The organism is Brevibacterium sp. JSBI002 (genome assembly GCF_026013965.1).
GTDB lineage: Bacteria > Actinomycetota > Actinomycetes > Actinomycetales > Brevibacteriaceae > Brevibacterium.
Map to the genome: position 1 here is coordinate 459214 of NZ_CP110341.1, position 19133 is coordinate 478346.

A 19133-nucleotide genomic window follows, 5' to 3' on the forward strand; every position below is an offset into this window, starting at 1 on the left:
GATTACCGGGGGAGAAGGACAAATGGTCAAGACCCATGAACGAAACGGCAGTAGAGCGGCCAAATTGCTGTATAGGCCGTTCGGGCTAGCAGGCAGCGTCGTTGGCGGCGCCCTGGCCGGTCTCGTATTCAAACAGATATGGAAGCGGGCAACGCCTGGTGAGAATGCCGATGCGCCCGGTGCGTTGGAGTCTGAACATGGTCTGCGCGAGATCCTCGTCGCAGCCGCTCTCCAGGGTGCGCTCTTCGCCTTGGTGAAGGCCCTCGTTGATCGCGGAATGGCGAATGTGTTTGCAAAGTTCATTGGTGAGTGGCCCGGTGATTGACGACAACACCGCCACCATATCGTGCGGATGAACTGGCAGCAGCGCGCGTTTTAAGCGGCGCCGTGCTTCCGCCGTCCAAACCCTCTGCCGAACGATCGGGATACGAAGGCAGATTCGGTGGAGGGACTCCCGCCGAGTTCCGATCAGACTATTTCAGCACAATGCCACGAGCTGCGTAGCTCGCACATGAGCTGATGAATTCCAAGTACAAAACACTCCATCAAACCCGGGGCTTGACATCTGTCTGCGCGGCAACCTGTTACAGTGATTACGATGTAAACACCTTGGGCGTGCAAGTCTTGAATCGACAGGCCGGAACTCAAACGCTGTCTAGGTTCAATTGCGAAGAGGTCCATCAGGCATCATCGTTTGAGCCGACAATGGTCGGTGAACGCATATCCGGGTCGAGCGGAGGCACAGAGTTTTGCGAATCTGTCTGATAGCGTCCAGCCGTTTTCCCATCAACGAGCCCTTCGCGGGTGGTTTGGAGTCCTTTACGCACGCTGTGGTGAAGGAACTCGTCTCTCGCGGACACTCGGTCACGCTGTTCGCCGCTCCCGGCAGCGACCCCGACCTTGATGTCGAGATGATCGTTCCGGAGGTCTTACGTCTCTCCGAAGCGGCCCGGCACGACGTGTCGGCGATGCCCGCGGAATGGATGAGGCAGCATCACGCCTACTTGAACCTGATGCTCGGGCTGGCCGGGCAGACAGAGTTCGATGTCATCCATAACAACTCGCTTCACCATCTGCCGTTGGCCCTCTCGTCAATGGTGCGCACCCCGATCGTAACGACCCTGCACACGCCGCCCACGCCTTGGTTGGAATCGGCCGTGGTCTTTCGCGCGCCGACGACTTTCTTCGCTGCCGTGTCGAGCGCGACATCGCAAGCCTGGTCGCACGCAGTGGAGAGCACTGTGATCTCGAATGGAGTCAATACGAAACTGTGGGATGCGGGTCCTGGTGGGCCGGACTGCGTCTGGACTGGGCGCATGGTCCCGGAGAAGGCCCCCCATGTCGCCATCGACGCCGCCCGCGCAGCGGGATTCCAGATCGCTTTGGCAGGTCCGGTCATGGACGAGAAGTACTTCGCTGCCGAAGTGGCCCCGCGGCTGGGAGACGATGCCCGTTACTGCGGGCATTTGGACCAGCAGCGGCTGCGCAGCCTGGTGGGATCGTCGGCCGTGGCTGTCGTCAGCTCTCAATGGGAGGAGCCTTACGGTTTGGTCGCCGCAGAAGCCTTGGCCTGTGGGACACCTGTGGCGGCTTTTCCGCGGGGCGGACTCGTTGAGGTCGTTCGTGGCGATGTGGGAGCCTTGGCGGACGAACTCACCGTCGAGGCCTTGGCCCGAGCGATCTGCAGTGCTGCCGGCCGGAGCCGTAAGGCGGCCCGTGAGTATGCGGTCGAGCACCATTCTCTGGACAGCACCGTCAGCGGATACGAAGCATTGTATCGTCATGCAGCCAACGCTGCGGCAGGAAGCTTCGCGGGATGAACGTCGATCACGGCCCTGGCCATCCGGTGATCGGCTGGTACATCCACCATCAAGGTTCGGGACACTTGCACCGCGCCACGTCGATGGCGCGTGCGCTGGCTCGTGCCGGATGGCACGTCACCGGACTGTCCTCCTTGTCTCGGCCCGCGCAGTGGCCGGGTGAATGGGTGAGATTGGAACGCGATGACAGCAGGTCTGAATTCTGCGAAGCGGCGACGCCGGCGGAAACGGCAGCCGAGGCCTCAGACGGATGCCGACTGGATCGAGATGACGTCACGGCGGGTGGCAGCCTCCATTACGTTCCGGTCGGGCACTCCGGATTGAGACGGCGCTCGGCTCAGATCTCTGCATGGATCGATTCCGCTAGGCCCCGGCTGATGGTCGTGGATGTCTCGGTGGAAGTCACGATTCTCGCTCGATTGCACGGGATACCTGTGCTGACGGCGGTTCTGCCGGGAAGCCGCGGCGATTACGCTCATCAGCTCGGCTTTCGCCTCAGTTCAGCGATTCTCGGATTCTGGCCGCAGTCTGCGGTAGGGATCGTCTCCGGGATCCCAGAAGACAGCGAGCACAAGTTCCATGCCCTCGGCGGATTGTCCCGATTCCCCGCTCTCGAGGTGTCGTCAGACGCGCCTGGGAATAAGCGAGGGCCAGCGGGTGGTGCCTTTTCTATCGTTGTGCTCAATGGTGCAGGTGGAGGTGCACTGAGTGACGACCTCCCACATGTGCTCACGCAAGAATTCCCTGCAGCTGAAGTCACGGTCCTGGGCGGCCCGAACGGCACATGGGTGGAGGACCCCTGGCCGATCGTGCGTGACGCCGCGGTCGTAGTCACAGCGGCAGGTCAGAACTCGATTGCGGAAGTCGCCGCCAGCCGTACCCCGGCAGTTGTCATCGCCCACCCCCGTCCCTATGACGAGCAGAACTGGATGCTCGAAGCCCTCGTCCGAGGTCCGTGGCCGGTTATTGCAGGACCAGACGACAGCAACGCCGCGGACTGGGCTCAGGCGATCGCCGAGGCGCTGCGACTCGATGGGAGCCGTTGGTCTACCTGGTGCGACGGCAAGACTCTCGAACGCTTCAGCAACCTCGTGCTCAGATACGCCGCCGACGTCTGTAAGGGAGAACGATGAGCATTTCTGTGACCGGCCCCCCGGGCACCTTTGTCATCACTACAGTCCATGGTCGCCATGATCACCTGCGTCGACAGCGGGAATGCCTGGGCTTCAGCACCGTGCAACCGACAGACCATATCGTCGTTGCGATGAACGATGAAGACGTCAAGGGACGTGCCGGGTCCCCCACCGTTCCTGTGTCGATCGTTTCGATCCACAGGCCCGGGCCGGGCCTACCTCTTGCCGCGGCTCGCAACCTCGGTGTGGCCCATACCGCTGGACACCCGGACGATCTTCTGATTTTTCTCGATGTGGATTGTCTTCCGACGCCCGATCTGATCGCGGCCTATCAGAGTGCCGCACTGGCCCACCCAGAGGACCTGCTCTGTGGACCCGTCAGCTATCTGCCTGATGTCGAACTCGATCCGATCTCCCCGGACTCCGTCGAACGTCTGGCACTTCTGAGCGAACCGCACCCCGCTCGGCCCGTCCCCGCCTCCGGGGAGATGATCACCTCGGGTGATCACGACCTGTTCTGGTCACTGTCGTTCGCCGTCCGCCGCGGGGTGTGGGACCAGATCGGAGGCTTCGACGAGAACTTCGAAGGCTATGGAGGGGAAGACACCGACTTTGCGTGGCAGGCCCGCAGCACCGGGACAGGGCTGACCTGGGTGGGCAGCGCTTCCGCTTTCCACCAGTACCATCCGGTGTCCTCACCCCCGGTGGAGCATCTTGACGATATCCTCAGCAATGGTCGACTGTTCGCGAAGAAGTGGGGCCAGTGGCCAATGCAAGGGTGGCTGGATCGCTTCGAGACGCTCGGCCTCGTGCGGCGGGGATCAGCGGGATACGAGCAGGTGCCCCTTACGGTGGCATCGGTCCCAGGATCGCACGTCTACGTCCGGCACCTTTCCTCTCCGGACGAGGACGCGCCTGCGATCATCCGTCTGCCCGACCCTCCGCCGACCCGCGCTGACGCCCCTACGGGTGCGCCGTGGTGGCCGCCGGCCATGCTCGATCCCGATTGGATCCGCAACTGCGAGGCGGATGTCTTCCACATCCATTTCGGCTTCGACGCCCACTCCCCGGCTCAGCTGCACGCCGTCATCGACGCGCTGGAGGCACGCGAGATCCCACTCGTATACACGGTCCACGACCTGCAGAACCCTCACCACGAGGACGCGGCGCTGCATTCTTCCCAGCTCGACGTGCTGATTCCCCGAGCAACTGAGGTCATCACGTTGACCCGAAAGGCGGCAGAGGAGATACGGCAGCGATGGAACATCGACGCGCATGTCATTGCACACCCACATGTGGCTGAGTTGGAGACGATCTCTGAACTCGGAAGCTCCTCCTTGCGGCGTCAGGAAGAGTTCCGTCTCGGAATCCATCTCAAGAGTCTGCGGGCGAATATGGTGGGAATACCACTTCTGCAGGTTGCTGCTGCCGCTGTCGCGAAGATTCCAGGCGGCATCTTGCAGGTCAATCTTCATCACGACGTGTTCGACGAAGACGGTCCGCGTCACGACCCGGAACTCGTTCGCTACCTGCTCACCAGCGATGTCGAGCTGCACGTGCACGACTATTTCTCCGACCGTGAGCTCTTCGAATACCTCGCCGGACTTGACGTTTCCCTGCTTCCATACCGTTTCGGGACTCATTCGGGTTGGATGGAGGCCTGCCACGATTTCGGCACGCGAGTCATTGCTCCGAACGTCGGCTGTTATGTCAGTCAAGGTGCTGATGCGAGCTATTCCTGGACCCGTGAAAACGGGGTGTGGACCCCGGATGCAGACTCGTTGTACTCAGCAGTGCTGAGCGTATCTTCCGGTCAGAGAGAGCAGGTTGAAGAACTCGTCAACCGCCGCCGAAGCGAACGGAATGAGATCGGCGCGGCGCACGCAGCGATCTACCGCAGCGCCCTGGCGAAAACGCGGTCCTGACGTCGAGAGCGGAGCACTGGCTGCACCCGGTGCTCACATGGGCCGAGTTCGGCAGGTCGGAGAGCCGACCGAGGCTCCGGACGAAGCCGTGACGAAGCGCAATCACCGGGGCGCTCCAGGCGCCGGTGGCCCGGATCGAGCAGCTGTGCGGCTGTTGTCGATCACCTCGCCAATCGAGCAAAAGCGAGGTGGGCGAGCGCTGCGGCGAAGTCTCCGAACCATTTGTCATCGAATTCCAAGCGTGGCGAAGGATCTCGGCGGCGTCGGCACGGAAATCGGGAATCATCGGGCATACTCGCTTTCGTCGTGTGTTTGGCATCGTAGGTCGTCGAAGGTCAGGAGACGAAGGGCTGTCGGGTTCCTGCTGCTGCGGTGAACATCCGCTGTTCGTTCAGGCTGTCCAGATGAACACGTGAACGATGAAGGCGTAGACCCCGCCCAGAACGTAGAAGATGATCATCAGCGGCCAGAGGAAGCGGACCCATTTGAACCAGGAGACACCGGCGATCGCGAGACCGGCCATCATCGCACCGTTCGTCGGGGTGAAACCGTTGGAGATGCCGTCACCGAACTGATAGGCCAGCACCGCGGTCTGTCGACTGACATCGACGAGGTCGGCCAGCGGAGCCATGATCGGCATGGTCAGTGCGGCTTGGCCGCTGCCCGAGGTGACGATGTGGTTGATGGCGCTCTGTGCGCCCACCATTCCGACTGCCGTCCAGTTGCTCGAGAGCTGCCCGACCGCCGTGGACAGCCCATAGATGATCGTGTCGGTGACATGGGCGTTTTCGAGCAGAATGATTCCGCTGTAGACCAGGCCCACTGAAAACGCGGCAACGAGCAGGTCCTGGCAGCCCTTAGTGAACGAATCGGCGATGTCGTTGTAGTTCATCTGCGCGATGGTGCCGACGACCAGTGCCATGATGACGAACAGCGCCGACATCTCCGTGACGACCAGTCGAAGGCGATGATCCCGATCGGCACGGCAGGCCAGCTGCCCATTCGCTACAGGACTGCGAAGATAGTGTCCGAAGTATCGGACGTCCTATCACGCAGGCTCTCCTGTGGCCCCCGCAAACCGCGCAAAGTATTCCAACGCCTCGAACGAATCCACAGCATCCGGATTCGCGACCTTCGCCAAATCGTGCCCCTGAATCAGTCTCTTCACCGGAACCTCGAGTTTCTTCCCGGTTTTCGTGTGCGGAATGGCCGGCACTGCGATGACGTCATCGGGCACATGCCGCGGCGAGGCCTTGGACCGCAATTCCGAAGCAATCCGTGACCGCAACTCATCACCCAACGAAACCCCCTCTGCCAACACCACGAACAGCGGCATCCAGTACCCGCCGTCGGGCTGCTCGGCTCCGATGACCAGGGATTCGGCCACCTCGGGGATGCCGGCGACGACGTCGTAGATGTCGGCGCTGCCCAGGCGCACGCCCTGCCGATTGAGGGTGGCGTCCGAGCGGCCGGAGATGATGACGCTGCCGTGGTCGGTGATGGTGATCCAGTCGCCGTGGCGCCAGACTCCGGGGAACATCGAGAAGTACGTGTCGCGGTAGCGCTCACCGTCCGTATCGTTCCAGAACTTCACCGGCATCGACGGCATCGGCTCAGTGATGACCATCTCCCCGACCTCGCCAACCAAAGGCTGCCCCGAGTCGTCCCAGGACTCCAACGCCACACCGAGGACCGGTCGCGAGAGCTCCCCGGCCCAGATCGGACAGTTCGGCGCGGATCCGGCGAAGCCGCTGACGACGTCCGTGCCGCCGCTCGTCGAGGCCAGCTGTACGCGCTCGCCGACGCCATCGCGCACCCAGGGGAAGCAGTGGGCGGGCACCGGGGCACCGGTGGCCCCGATCGTCCGCAGCGCGGAGAGGTCGAACTCCTTTCCGGGTTCGATCCCGGCCTTCATCCCGGCCAGGAAGATCCCGGGGCTGACCCCGAGCACATTCGCCTTCGTATCCGCGGCAATCTCCCACAGCCGGCCCGGCCCCGGATAGAGGGGGCTGCCGTCGAAGCACACCGTGGTCGCACCGCCCACCAGCGCCGAGGCGACGAGGTTCCACATCATCCAGTTCGTATTCGTGTACCAGAAGAACCGGTCACCGGGGCGAATGTCGAGGTGGAGACCCAGCAGACGCAGATGATCGATGACGACCCCGCCGTGGCTGTGCACGATCCCCTTGGGGATCCCCGTCGTGCCCGAGGAATACAGCACCCACAGCGGGGTATCGAAGTCGACGCGCGCGAACTCGGGTTCGACATCCCCGGAGGCGATATCGTCCCAGGTGGTGAGGTTCGTGATCTGCCCGTGTTCATCGATGAATTCCTCGCCGAGGTTGCCCACCCCGACCACGGCCCGCAGGCTCGGCATCCGGTTGGCCAGATCCGCGACCTGGTCGCGGCGGTCGAAGGACGTGCCGTTCCACAGGTAGCCGTCGGCGGCGAAGAGCACTTTCGGTTCGAGCTGGCCGAGTTTCGTCACGGCACCTTCGGCCGCGTAGTCCTGTGCGCAGGCGGACCAGATGGCACCGACCGAGGCGGAGGCGAGGAACGCGATGAGGGTGTGGTGGGTGTTCGGGAGGTAGCCGACGACGCGGTCGCCTTGTTCGACTCCTTGCTCACGAAGCCAGGCGGCGACGGATCCGACTTGGCGACGCAGCTCGCGCCAGGTGGTCTCGGTGCGCTGGCCGGATTCTTTGATCGTAATAATGGCCGGTTCGTCGGCGAGCTTGTCGTCGAGGCCGGCGCGCAGTGCGTGTTCGGCGTAGTTGAGCCGAGTGCCGGGGAACCAGGTGGCACCGGGCATGGATCGGTCGGCGAGGACTTCGGTGTAAGGCTCATCGGCGATGACGTCGAAGAAGTCCCAGACCGCACCCCAGAATCCGTCGAGGTCATCCACCGACCATCTCCACAGATCGTCGTAGGTGACCATGTTCTGGCCGGTGCGCTGGTTGGCGAAGTCGGTGAAATCGAGGATCTGCGGTCGCGGGGTCTGGTCGGGGTTCGGGCGCCAGATTGGTTCAGCGGTCAATTCTTCTCCTCAGCACATCGGTGGGCGGTAGCTATAGCGGTCTCCACCAGCCGAAACGAGGTGGACTCGTTCTGCAGTGGGGTCGTTGAGTCCCACCTTACGCCGCCATCCCAGCGGCTTTTGCAGGCTGTCCGATATCGCGCGGCGAAGGCGCCAGCTCACAGTCCCCAGCGACGGGCCGCTTCCAGAGCTTCTTCCAGAGTGGCAGCGTCGAGCTTCTGGTAGAGGCTCCTCACCTGTGATCTCACCGTGTTCTCCGACCGGAACTGCTTCTCTGCGATCTGGCGACGGGTCAGTCCCTCACGCAGCCCATCGAGGACTTCGGTCTCACGTGGGGTGAGAGTCGGACGTATTCTCTCGTCAGTGTGGGTCTTCGGAATTTTCGCGATCCGCACGCGTGTCTCTTCGGGCAGACGCTGCAGGTGGGAGTCGGACAGAATCCCATGCCGTCGCAGCACCAGCAGATCGACCGCGAACCCGTGACCAGAATCGATGTCATCGATGAGGTGTTCGATCATAACCTCGTTGTCCTGATCGCTCATGATGATGTCCAGCTGTGTCGCGAAGTTCAGCCATCGATCGCCGTCGACTCCATTCCGAGCTCGACTGAGAAGGAGGGAAGCCCGGCCGAGGTCGCCGGTCAACAGTGCCTGATAAGAGTCGAGAAGGAATAGTTCGGGAACAGGAGGCGGCGTGCCGGCAAGCTCGGGTGAGGTGAGTCCGGGCGCCCCTGTGATGTAGGCGGCACGATCGGTGACCGCGAAGAGAGCCCGAGCCAATGGCGTGTTCGACGGGTGGGGACGTTGGTAGCGCATTCTGTTCGTGACTTCGAGGGCTCTCTGTGGCCGACCGGCGAGGATGCTGCGCATCGCAAGCAGACAAGTATGGACCTGCCAGGTTTCGTTCTGATCCGGAGTCACCGGCAGAACGCTGAGGGCCTCGTCTACCGCTGCGAGGTCGAGATCTGCCAGTCCCACAAACACACGGGCAAGCTGCGCGTTGCGTGTGACCATCGAGCGTCCCCAGCCGACCTTCCCGACCCACTTTTCGTGCTCCGTGAGCCACGTGCGGGCTTCGTGGGTATCGCCGCGCCGGGCGGTGAGAAGCGCGAGCTTTGAGGTGCTGTCGGCCAGCAGGAAGGCATGGTCGGTTCCCTCGACGTGGTAGAACGCTGCATAGTAGCTCGAGGAGGCTCTGACCGGATCTCCGCCGATTTCAAGTGCCACACCGGCGTGCAGATTGACGACACTGGCCAGCGCGGGGCGCAGCCGACGCTGGGACTCAGCGGTATGCAGCGCTGTGAGCAGTCGGCGGGCCGCGGCTGCGGCCTGCTCGTCGTAGCCGGCCAAACGCAGATAGCCGACTTCGATGAGACCGAATGCAAGCGCTTGCGGCCCCGGGTTCCGATAGAGGCGAGTTGTGCTCGCCAGCATTCGTGAGGCAACGCTGTCCCGCTCGTACTCCAGTCTGCCATCGGGGAGCACGAACGACATTCCGTCCGTTCGTGCTCCCTCGAGAAGTCGAAGGGCCGCGCCGGTGAAGTCGCCCAGCCACTGATCCACAAACTTTTCGGGCATGACAGTCAGCAGCTGCCGGATGATGCGCGCATCCGTGGTGAACAGCTCCAAACCGCGTTCGATGAGGACCGTTCCCAGTGCCCGCCAGTGTCGATGAGCGACGGCCTGCTGGACGGCTGAGATGAGGTCGGAGGATTCGGCGACCGCGTCGATCGCGACGGCAACCAGATCATCGGCGAGCGCAGGATCGTTCTGCCGGACAAGAGTCTTCAGAGCCTGTCGGATCAGCTCCGGCATGAACGTCGTGCCGTCTTCAGCCGTGACGAGGAATCCCGCAGCCACGAGGTCCTCGAGAAGCGGTGGGTCTCCGTGGATCTCACTGAAGAAGGCGGACAGGGTCTGTGTGGTGATCGGGTCGAGGAACGCTGATTTCGCTATCTCCCAACCGTTGTGCTGGGAGTCGATCCAATGCGACAGGAACGGGAGTATCGATACCTGCGCACGATCCAAGGCTGATGGCTCACGCAGGAGGAGAAGAGTCGGTTCGAGCCAACCTCCGGTGAGCCTGTGGAGCTCTTGAGGAGCTGCACGATCGCCGTGGTTGTTGCCAGAACCCAGAGGCACCGTACTGAAGCCCTCGCTGAGCGCGGCTATCTCGTCGACGGTCAGCAGTAGATCGGGAACGCGCGCCAGGCAATAATCATAGGCGGCCAGGGCGGTCCAGTCGATGGTGGGGGAGTCGAGGATGATCGCCGCCCGGCAGTGATCTCCATACTTGCTCGGTGCCGGTGAGATATGTGATTCGAAGGCCTCGGCCAGGGAACTCGCGGTCTTCGGCTCGCCGGGGTTTGAGAAATTCGGCTCCTTGCCGACGTGGACGGTGAAGACATCGTCATCTCCAGGCCACGACTGCGCGAACCACGCCCGGCCCAGTCCGGCCGGCGCCGAGACGACGAGGACGGATTCTGTGCCGGTGAGGCCGGTAAAGAACCGGTTCCAAGCGGGATGGCTGGTGGTCGCGAGGAGTTCAGCAGCGGCGTGACGAACGAACAAAACGGGGTGGTTCCTTCCGTTGACCGGCCAGACCGCAAAGCCCCCATCGCAACCTGCTGTCGCTGTCTCCGATTGAAAAACAAGCATCGGGGCATCGCAGGGGGTGAATTCGAGGGTGAATTCGCTTCAAAATTCTCAGTTTTCACACAGTCTACTGTCACTTTTTCATAGGGTCGACACGTTTGCTGCGGCGCGCGGTCTCGCGCGCGCTCGCGACTGTTCGCAAGCCTCGGAAGAGCCGCGCGGACAACTGACCCTAATAGCAGAAGGACAATGATGCTTGACACCCTCAAAGCACCGCCGGGGCGATTGCTGCGCTTCACCATCTATCTGGTGACGCTCATCCTGGCACTCAGCTCGGCGCTGATGCTGCCGACCACGGCGAGCGCGAACACCCAGGCTCCCGCTGACGGCAGCCCGATCGTCTTCACCGACATCAGTTTTGAGAAAGACGAGTTCCCCAGCGGCACCAACCAGCGTCTGAGCGTGTCATGGAAGATCGAAGGCGAGGCCCAGAACCCGGTGACGGTGTCGCTCGACCTGCCCGAAGGACTCAATGCTTCGAACGACCGGTTCGCGCTCACAGGTCCGGACGGCGAATCCGCCGGCGAATGCCTCGTGCAGAACAGCAACATCACGTGCACGGCGGACGAAGACTTCATCGAGAACAACCCCTACGACGTTTCCGGTTCGTTCTACCTCACTGTGCAGTCGACGTTCACGAACACTGAGACGATCGAACACACCTATGACATCGGTGGTTTCGAAAACAAAGTCACCATCCTCAAGAACGCGAACTGGTGCGACATCGACTGTGAGCACGGTTCGCAGGGCCAAGGCAAATGGGGTTGGTACGACAACATCAACGACCAGATCATCTGGACGGTCAGCGTCCCCGCAGGAGAGCAGGGAATGGGCATCGGCCAGAAGGTCTCTGTCACCGATGTCATGGACACCGGTGACTACACCCTGGTCAAGGACGGTAGCTACCCTCGCGTCCTGCAAGCCAAATCGATCAGCTATAACAGCTGGGGCCGAGAAGGACTGGATTACAGGACCGTCCCGACCGACAAAGTGAAGTGGAGCAACGCCGACCTCACGGCTTCCTTCACCACCGAGGCGGGACTGGGCTCGGGGTACTCGGCGGGAGAATGCACGACCAACCAGGGCAAGAACGTTCCCTGCACCCGCGGCACCGACGGATCGTTCTACCAGGTCCAGTGGAAGGTCGACGTCAACACTCCCGGCAAGCTCGATGCGAACGGCAACCGTGTCTTCTACAACGGCGCCGAGTGGACCATCGACGGTGAAACCAAGAAGATCGAGCGTGCGAGCACTACGCGCTACTCCGGCGGCGGCAACGTCGTCGGACGCAACTTCGGCAAGTTCCAGATCGAGAAGGAGCTCACGGGTGACACGACTCTGCACCCCGAGTTCGAGATCAAGTACTCCTACCACGAGGAGGGGCAGGAGCCGCAGGAGCGGACCGGCAAGTTCCATGCCGGTGGTTCACACACCAGTCCGGAGATCTGGCGTGGCACCACTGTCACGATCAATGAGATCAAGCCGACCGACCCGGCAAACGTCACTTGGGATGACCCGGTGATCGTCGACGCCGACGGCAACGAGGTCACAGAACTGACCTTCAGCGCTGAGAACAAGAACCTCGGGAAGGTCACGAAGCTGACCCTCAAGAACCGTGCGGTTCTCAACAAAGACACTTTCCAAGCGAAGAAGTCCATCAACAACCCCGATGACGTTCCGCTGCCGAACGACGCCGAATACACCCTTGCCTACAGCTACCCGGCAGACGACGCGAAGGGCATCCCCGCCGGCTCCGGAGAGCTGAAGCTGCCGGGCAACGGTGACACTGTCGAAAGCGGTGACCTCCCGATCGGTGCAGTGTTGACGCTCAAGGAGATCGGCCTGCCGAACGTGCCCGGTGCGACATGGGGTGACCCGAAACTGTCGCATGACACTCTCACCATCGGTGAGGACAAGACCGTGACAGTCGACGTGAGGAACACGATCACGCAGGATGTCGGACAGTTCCAGGTGAAGAAGTCGACCTCGGGCGATGGACAGGAGCTCATCCCGGAGGGCACCGAATTCATCGTGAAGTACAGCTATGAGGCAATCAACGGCTTCGATGGCGGCTCCGGTGAGCTCATTGTTGCAGCCGGTGAGACCTCTGAGGCCAGCCCGGAGCTTCCGGCCGGCGCCACCGTCACCCTCGAAGAGGTCACTCCTGTCGATCCTGAGGGCGGAAGCTGGGGCGTGCCCGAGTTCAGCCAGTCCGAGTTCACCGTGACCAAGGATCAGGTTGTCACCATTGATCTGGACAACCCGATCACGTGGAACAACGGAGACTTCTCCGTGCAGAAGGTCGTCAAGGGCGATGCTTCGCACCTCGTCGGTGACGATGTCGCCTTCACTGTCGACTACACCTACGAGCTGCCCGAAGCACTCGGTGCTGAGAACGGCAAGGGAACCGGCAGCCTCACCGTCCTCAACGACGGAAAGGCTGTCACCAGCGATCCGCTGCCGTACGACACGCAGGTGACGCTCGCGGAGGTCCAGCCCGGACCGATCGCGGCAGCAACCTGGACCGGCTCGAGCTTCGATCACTCGACATTCAAGATCGGTGACAAGACCACGTTCGGTGTCACGCTGACGAACACGATCGAACTCGACCTCGGTGCTTTCAGCCTCGAGAAGAAGGTCAGCGGCGACGGCAAGCACCTGGTGGCCGACGACACCGAGTTCACCGTGAAGTACTCCTACCCTGAAGGCCCGAACTTCGACGCCGGCAAGGGTGAGATCACGGTGACTCCCGGCGGTGAGCCGGTGGTCGTTAAGGATCTGCCTGCCGGTGCGCAGGTGACTCTCGAAGAGGTCGCCCCGAAGAACCCTGAGGGCGGCACCTGGACGGATGTCTCCTGGAGCGAGGGCAACGTCGTGACGATCGGCAAGGATGAGACCACCTCGGTCGTCCTGGACAACGCCATCGAGCTCAATACCGGCAACTTCTCCGTGGCCAAGGAGCTCGACGGTGCCGGCTCCGGACTGCTGCCGGACGATGCCAGCTTCCTCGTTCACTACGAGTACGAGGCAGGCAAGGGCTTCGAGGCTGGTAAGGGCCAGTTCGAGGTGTCCGCAGACGGCACGGCCGTCACCAGCGAACAGCTGCCGTATGGTGCCAAGGTGCACCTGACGGAGGCGGAGCCGATCAACATCGAAGGCGCGACGTGGGAAGGCTACGAGTTCAGCCCATCGACCGTGACCATCGGTGACGGCACCACCGTCGAGGTGAAGCTGACGAACACCTACGGCCTTAACGAGGGTTACTTCTCCGTGACGAAGGCTGTGGAGGGATCCGGTAAGGGTCTCGTGCCCGAAGACACCGAGTTCACCGTCGAGTACTCCTACCCGGCTGGCAACGGTTTCGACGCCGGTAAGGGTGAGCTCAAGGTGAAGGCCGACGGCAAGACCGTGAAGAGCGATCCTCTGCCCTATGGCGCCGAGGTGACTCTGGCCGAGGTCGAACCAGTGAAGGTCGAAGGCGGTACGTGGGTGGACTTCGAGTTCAGCACGGACACGTTCACGATCGGTGACGGTACGACGGTCGATATCCTCCTGACGAACGAGCACGACCTCAACTCGGGTCACTTCTCCGTCGTCAAGGCGCTCGAGGGATCAGGCGCCGGATTGGTGTCTGATGGCACCGAGTTCACCGTTGAGTATTCGTACCCGGCTGGCAATGGTTTCGATGCCGGTAGGGGTGAGCTTGTGGTGAAGGCCGATGGAACGGTCGCCACCAGTGAAGCGCTGCCGTACGGTGCGAAGGTCACGCTGTCCGAGGTTGCCCCGGAGGCGCCCGAAGGCGGCGAGTGGATCAGTCACGAGTTCAGCCCGGAGACTGTCACCATCGGGGACGGCACGACGGCTGAGGTCACGCTGACGAACACGATCGGACTCAACGACGGATACTTCTCCGTGACGAAGGCCGTCGAGGGAACCGGTGCGGGCCTCGTGCCCGCAGACACGGAGTTCACCGTTGAGTACTCCTACCCCGCCGGCAACGGTTTCGAAGCCGGTAAGGGTGAGCTCAAGGTGAAGGCCGACGGTGAGACCGTCAAGAGCGATCCTCTGCCCTACGGCGCCGAGGTGGCCCTGACCGAGGTCGAACCCGTGAAGATCGAGGGCGGTGAGTGGGTGAACTTCGAGTTCAGCACGGATACGCTCGCGATCGGTGACGGGACGACGGTGGACGTCCTGCTCACGAATGAGAATGAGCGGGGTGCGGGTCACTTCTCCGTGGTCAAGGCTCTTGACGGCACGGGAGCAGACCTGGTGAACCCGACCACGGAGTTCGTCGTCGAGTACTCCTACCCGGCCGGTGACGGATTCGACGCCGGCAAGGGTGAGCTCGTCGTGAAGGCCGATGGCACGATCGCGACCAGCGATGCTCTGCCGTACGGTGCGGAACTCACCCTCAAGGAGGCGGCTCCGGTCGCGATCGAAGGTGGTGAGTGGACCGATCACAAGTTCAGTGAGGACACTGTGACGATCGGTGAGAACACCACCGTTGAGGTGACCTTGACGAACTCGATCAAGGCCGACGAGAAGCCGGACGAGCCAAGTAAACCTGGCGATCCAGGTGATCCGGGCAAGCCCGGTGACCCGGGCGATCCAGGAAAGCCGGGTGACGGTGGACCTCTGCCGCGGACCGGCATGTCCCCGTGGGGTGCACTGGCAGCGGGCCTTGCGCTGATCGCAGTGGGTGCCGGAGTGTACTTCTACACCACACGTAGGAGGCGCGCCTGACAGTCGGTCTCCGGCCTCCGTTCTCAACGGCGGCCGGAGAACCGGAGGCATGAACCGCTGAAGGAAACTCAAAAGCCGTGGGCCGCCTGCAGATTGCAGGCCGGCCCACGGCATTTGTATGTGGAGCGTCCGAGCTCAGTCCAGCGTCGGCACGTAGTCGCGCAGCCACGACTTGAGCTCCGCACCGAGGTCCTCACGGTCGCAGGCGATCTGCACAACCGCCTTGAGATAGTCGAGCTTGTCACCCGTGTCGTAGCGGGCGCCCTTGAACACGACTCCGTACACCCCGTGGCCGTCGTCTCCGGCGAGTTCCTGCAGGGCGTCGGTGAGCTGGATTTCGTTGCCGCGTCCCGGCTCGGTGGTCTCGAGAACGTCGAAGATCTCCGGAGCCAGCACATAGCGGCCGATGATCGCGAGATTCGAGGGAGCATCCTCGGTGGCGGGCTTTTCGACGAGGTCGGTGACCTTGACGACCTCGTCATCAGTCGTGGTCTCGACGGCCGCGCAGCCGTAGAGGTGGATCGCCTCGGGCGGGACCTCCATGAGCGCAACGACGCTGCCGCCGGTGTTCTCAGCAACCTCGATCATTTTCGGCAGGATCGGGCTGCGCTCATCGATGAGGTCATCGCCGAGGAGCACGGCGAACGGTTCATCGCCCACATGCTGACGTCCCTTGAGCACGGCATGGCCGAGGCCCTTCGGGTCCCCTTGGCGCACGTAGTGGATATCAGCGAGGTCCGTCGAATGTTGAACGGCGGCGAGCTTCTTTTCGTCACCCTTTTTCGCCAGCGCCATTTCAAGTCCGTCAACCCGGTCGAAGTGATCCTCCAGCGGCCGCTTGTTGCGCCCAGTGATCATAACGACGTCTCGAAGACCCGCTTCTGTTGCTTCTTCGACGACGTACTGGATCGCTGGTTTGTCGACGACGGGAAGCATCTCTTTGGGCGTGGCCTTGGTGGCGGGGAGGAACCGAGTTCCCAGGCCGGCGACGGGGATCACGGCCTTGCGCACTCTATTGTTTTGTTCAACAGTCATGCAATGAATTCTATCGAACGCCTAGAGTAGTTATTTCCAAATCAACCAGATGTTCCTAGTGATCAATAAGCTGTTGCGGAAAAGTTATTGTGCTATTAACGGGACATGATCGCGATTCAGATACGTCGAACAAAAGCGGGTAGCCGCGTAGCTTTTCAGTTCCACACTCCTCGAGTGTCGTGAACGATCTTCTGGTCGAGTGATGACCGATCAAGTCGGCTGAACTCATTGTGGTCGACAAGCAACAGAACAATATCTGCAGCGTCTACTGCCTCGCTGAGTGAGGTCAGAGTAACGTTGCTGCGCTTTTCAAGCTCGGCCGGAAGCCCATCGATATTCGGTTCGACAGCCAAGATGTTTGCTTCGGGGAGTTCTTCGGCGAGCTTTCCGACGATTTGTCGCGCCGGGCTCTCACGCAGGTCGTCAATGTTCGGTTTGAACGCCAGGCCGAGGGCTGCGATCTGCACATCCTGGATGCGGCGCGCCTTGGGGAGGAGCTTGTCGAGCACCCACTGAGGCTTTGAATCGTTGACTTCGCGGGCAGTGCGGATCAGCGAGGACTGTTCAGGCGCGGTCGAGACGATGAACCATGGGTCGACGGCAATGCAGTGGCCGCCGACACCGGGGCCTGGCTGCAGAATGTTGACTCGAGGGTGGTGGTTGGCGAGCTTGATGAGCTCCCAGACGTTGATGTCGAGTCCGTCGGAGATCACCGACAGTTCGTTGGCGAAGGCGATGTTGACGTCGCGGTAGGCGTTCTCGGTCAGCTTCGCCATCTCGGCCGTGCGAGCATCGGTCATGAGGAACTCGCCCTCACAGAACAATTCGTACAGGTCGCGAGCACGCTCACCGGCATCACCGTTGAGGGTACCGACGATGCGATCATTCGTCCGCAGCTCGATCATGATCCGGCCGGGCAGCACACGCTCAGGGCAGTGCGCGAAGTAGACGGTCTGCGCATTGCCTGGCTTGAGGGTGAGATCAGGGCGAGCCTTGATGATCGTCTCTGCCAGGAACTCCGTTGCTCCGGGAGGCGAGGTCGATTCGAGGATGATGAGCTCATTGCCTTCGAGGAGAGGCGCGATCTGCTTGCCAGCGGTTTCGATGTAGGACAGATCCGGTTCGTGCCCGTCCTTGAACGGCGTCGGAACAGCGACGATGTAATTGTCCGCGTGCGGGGTCTCGGTCGTAGCCCGGAGGTACCCCTGCGAGACGACGCCGGCCACCGTGGTCGCCATATCCGGTTCGACGAACGGGACCTTGCCCTCGTTGATCGTCGCCACAGCATCGACGTTGATGTCGACCCCGACGACCTCTGCGCCCGAACTGGCCAAAACAGCTGCGGTCGGAAGGCCGATATAACCGAGGCCGATGACGGCGACCGAGGGGCGTTGAGAGATGGCGATGGGCGGCATGTGGGCGATGCTCCAAACTCGAGATGAACGACTTCTGATGTTACCTGAGCGCAGGAATAGGCAACGTTACCGGGACACTATGTGGTCACACCTATCATTGTGGAAGCGCCGTAAGAAGGGCGAGAGACCTGCCGACTGAGCTGGCAACGAGATTTTCCTAATTAGGAGCGTGAAAGTGACCCCTACTGTTCTCACAGTATTCGGTACCAGGCCTGAAGCCATCAAGGTGGCTCCTCTCGTTCGAGCTATCGAAACGAGTACCACGTTGCGTTCTCGTACCATCGTCACCGCGCAACATCGCGAGATGCTCGACCAGGTCAACGAGCTCTTCGGCATCGTGCCCGACCACGACCTCAATATTATGGCCTCAGGCCAGACGCTCAATGGCATCGCCTCTCGCGTCATAGGGGAGCTCGATTCCGTTCTCCAAGCAGAGCGTCCGGACGCGGTCCTCGTCCAAGGCGATACCACCACGGTGATGGGTGCCGCTATCGCGGCCTTCAATCGGAGCGTCCCTGTCGTTCACCTCGAAGCGGGCTTACGCTCGGGCAATATCCTCAGTCCATTTCCCGAAGAGGCCAACCGCAAGCTGACGAGCCAGATATCAGCGCTTCATCTTGCGCCGACACCTCGCTCACGCGACAATCTGCTGGCCGAGGGTGTCAATCCGTCTGATGTAGTCGTAACAGGCAACACTGTTATCGACGCTTTGCATATTGCGGTCGATATGAATATCGCCCCTGCAGATACCGAAGTCGCTGGCTTTGTCGCGGCGGATCGACCGAAGCTGCTGGTCACCACCCACCGTCGTGAGAACCTAGGGTCGGCGATGGAGAACATCGGCAAGGCCCTTGCGCACTTGGCTGAGGCGCTTCCCGAACTTCTCGTCCTCCTTCCGGCTCACCGCAATCCACTCGTTCGCGAGGCTGTCCTTCCCCGCGTAAAGCGATTCGACAATGTACTCGTCACCGAGCCCCTTTCGTACGGGGAGTTCACCACGGTCATGGCCGCCTCGGACGTGGTTCTTACGGATTCCGGCGGCATCCAGGAAGAAGCCCCGAGCCTCGGAAAACCCGTTCTCGTCATGCGTGAAAATACTGAACGCCCCGAGGCGGTTGATGCCGGATCTGTGGCCCTCATCGGAACGGACACAGATCGAATCGTCGCCGAAACCTCGCGTCTATTCAACGATGCTGGAGCCTACGAGTCCATGGCCAAGGCAGTCAATCCCTACGGCGACGGTCGGGCCTCAGATCGGTCGGTCGCCGCTATTGCGGAGTTGCTCGGAGTCGGGAACCGGGTCGGGGAGTTCACAGTTTCCGAAGAATGACAAAGACGAACTTCCACTGGTGATTGGACTACGGAACCGAC

11 protein-coding genes are annotated in these 19133 nt (G+C 61.8%); 6 read left to right on the plus strand and 5 right to left on the minus strand.

What is annotated here, in order from left to right; translation table 11 throughout:
- Positions 1 to 22 precede the first annotated feature (22 nt).
- The 4 genes from LJ362_RS01970 (at position 23) to LJ362_RS01985 (ending at position 4878) form a co-directional block, all read left to right on the plus strand.
- Positions 23 to 325, plus strand: coding sequence for a DUF4235 domain-containing protein (locus LJ362_RS01970; protein ID WP_264800502.1), 303 nt, complete (start codon positions 23 to 25; stop codon positions 323 to 325).
- A 484-nt stretch (positions 326 to 809) separates the two neighbouring features.
- Positions 810 to 1820 (plus strand): glycosyltransferase, encoded by a 1011-nt coding sequence (locus LJ362_RS01975; RefSeq protein ID WP_413774238.1) that lies wholly within the window; start codon positions 810 to 812, stop codon positions 1818 to 1820.
- Positions 1821 to 2545: 725 nt separating this feature from the next.
- Positions 2546 to 2953, plus strand: a complete 408-nt coding sequence (locus LJ362_RS01980; RefSeq protein ID WP_264800505.1) for a glycosyltransferase — start codon at positions 2546 to 2548, stop codon at positions 2951 to 2953.
- 131 nt (positions 2954 to 3084) lie between these two features.
- Positions 3085 to 4878 carry a glycosyltransferase gene (locus LJ362_RS01985; protein WP_264800506.1) on the plus strand — a complete coding sequence of 598 codons (1794 nt, stop codon included), beginning with the start codon at positions 3085 to 3087 and terminating at the stop codon, positions 4876 to 4878.
- A gap of 391 nt (positions 4879 to 5269) precedes the next feature.
- On the opposite strand, the gene LJ362_RS01990 is transcribed toward LJ362_RS01985, so the two are convergent.
- The 3 genes from LJ362_RS01990 to LJ362_RS02000 form a co-directional block, all read right to left on the minus strand.
- Entirely contained in the window at positions 5270 to 5872 is a 603-nt protein-coding gene (locus tag LJ362_RS01990; protein ID WP_320109168.1) for a hypothetical protein, read from the minus strand.
- 54 nt (positions 5873 to 5926) lie between these two features.
- Entirely contained in the window at positions 5927 to 7915 is a 1989-nt protein-coding gene (locus LJ362_RS01995) for an acetoacetate--CoA ligase (protein WP_264800507.1), read from the minus strand.
- Between the two features lie 158 nt (positions 7916 to 8073).
- On the minus strand, positions 8074 to 10485 hold the full coding sequence (locus tag LJ362_RS02000; protein WP_264800508.1) for a helix-turn-helix transcriptional regulator: 2412 nt from the start codon (positions 10483 to 10485) through the stop codon (positions 8074 to 8076).
- A 273-nt stretch (positions 10486 to 10758) separates the two neighbouring features.
- On the opposite strand from LJ362_RS02000, the gene LJ362_RS02005 reads away from it, so the two are divergent.
- Positions 10759 to 15312, plus strand: coding sequence for a DUF5979 domain-containing protein (locus tag LJ362_RS02005; RefSeq protein WP_264800509.1), 4554 nt, complete (start codon positions 10759 to 10761; stop codon positions 15310 to 15312).
- Between the two features lie 135 nt (positions 15313 to 15447).
- Here LJ362_RS02005 and galU read toward each other — a convergent pair whose 3' ends face one another.
- A complete protein-coding gene (gene galU, locus LJ362_RS02010; protein WP_264800510.1) occupies positions 15448 to 16347 on the minus strand; it encodes a UTP--glucose-1-phosphate uridylyltransferase GalU in 900 nt (299 codons plus the stop codon).
- Between the two features lie 155 nt (positions 16348 to 16502).
- Positions 16503 to 17762, minus strand: a complete 1260-nt coding sequence (gene wecC / locus LJ362_RS02015; protein WP_264800511.1) for a UDP-N-acetyl-D-mannosamine dehydrogenase — start codon at positions 17760 to 17762, stop codon at positions 16503 to 16505.
- Between the two features lie 175 nt (positions 17763 to 17937).
- On the opposite strand from wecC, the gene wecB reads away from it, so the two are divergent.
- On the plus strand, positions 17938 to 19092 hold the full coding sequence (wecB, locus tag LJ362_RS02020) for a non-hydrolyzing UDP-N-acetylglucosamine 2-epimerase (RefSeq protein ID WP_264800512.1): 1155 nt from the start codon (positions 17938 to 17940) through the stop codon (positions 19090 to 19092).
- The last annotated feature ends 41 nt before the right edge of the window (positions 19093 to 19133 follow it).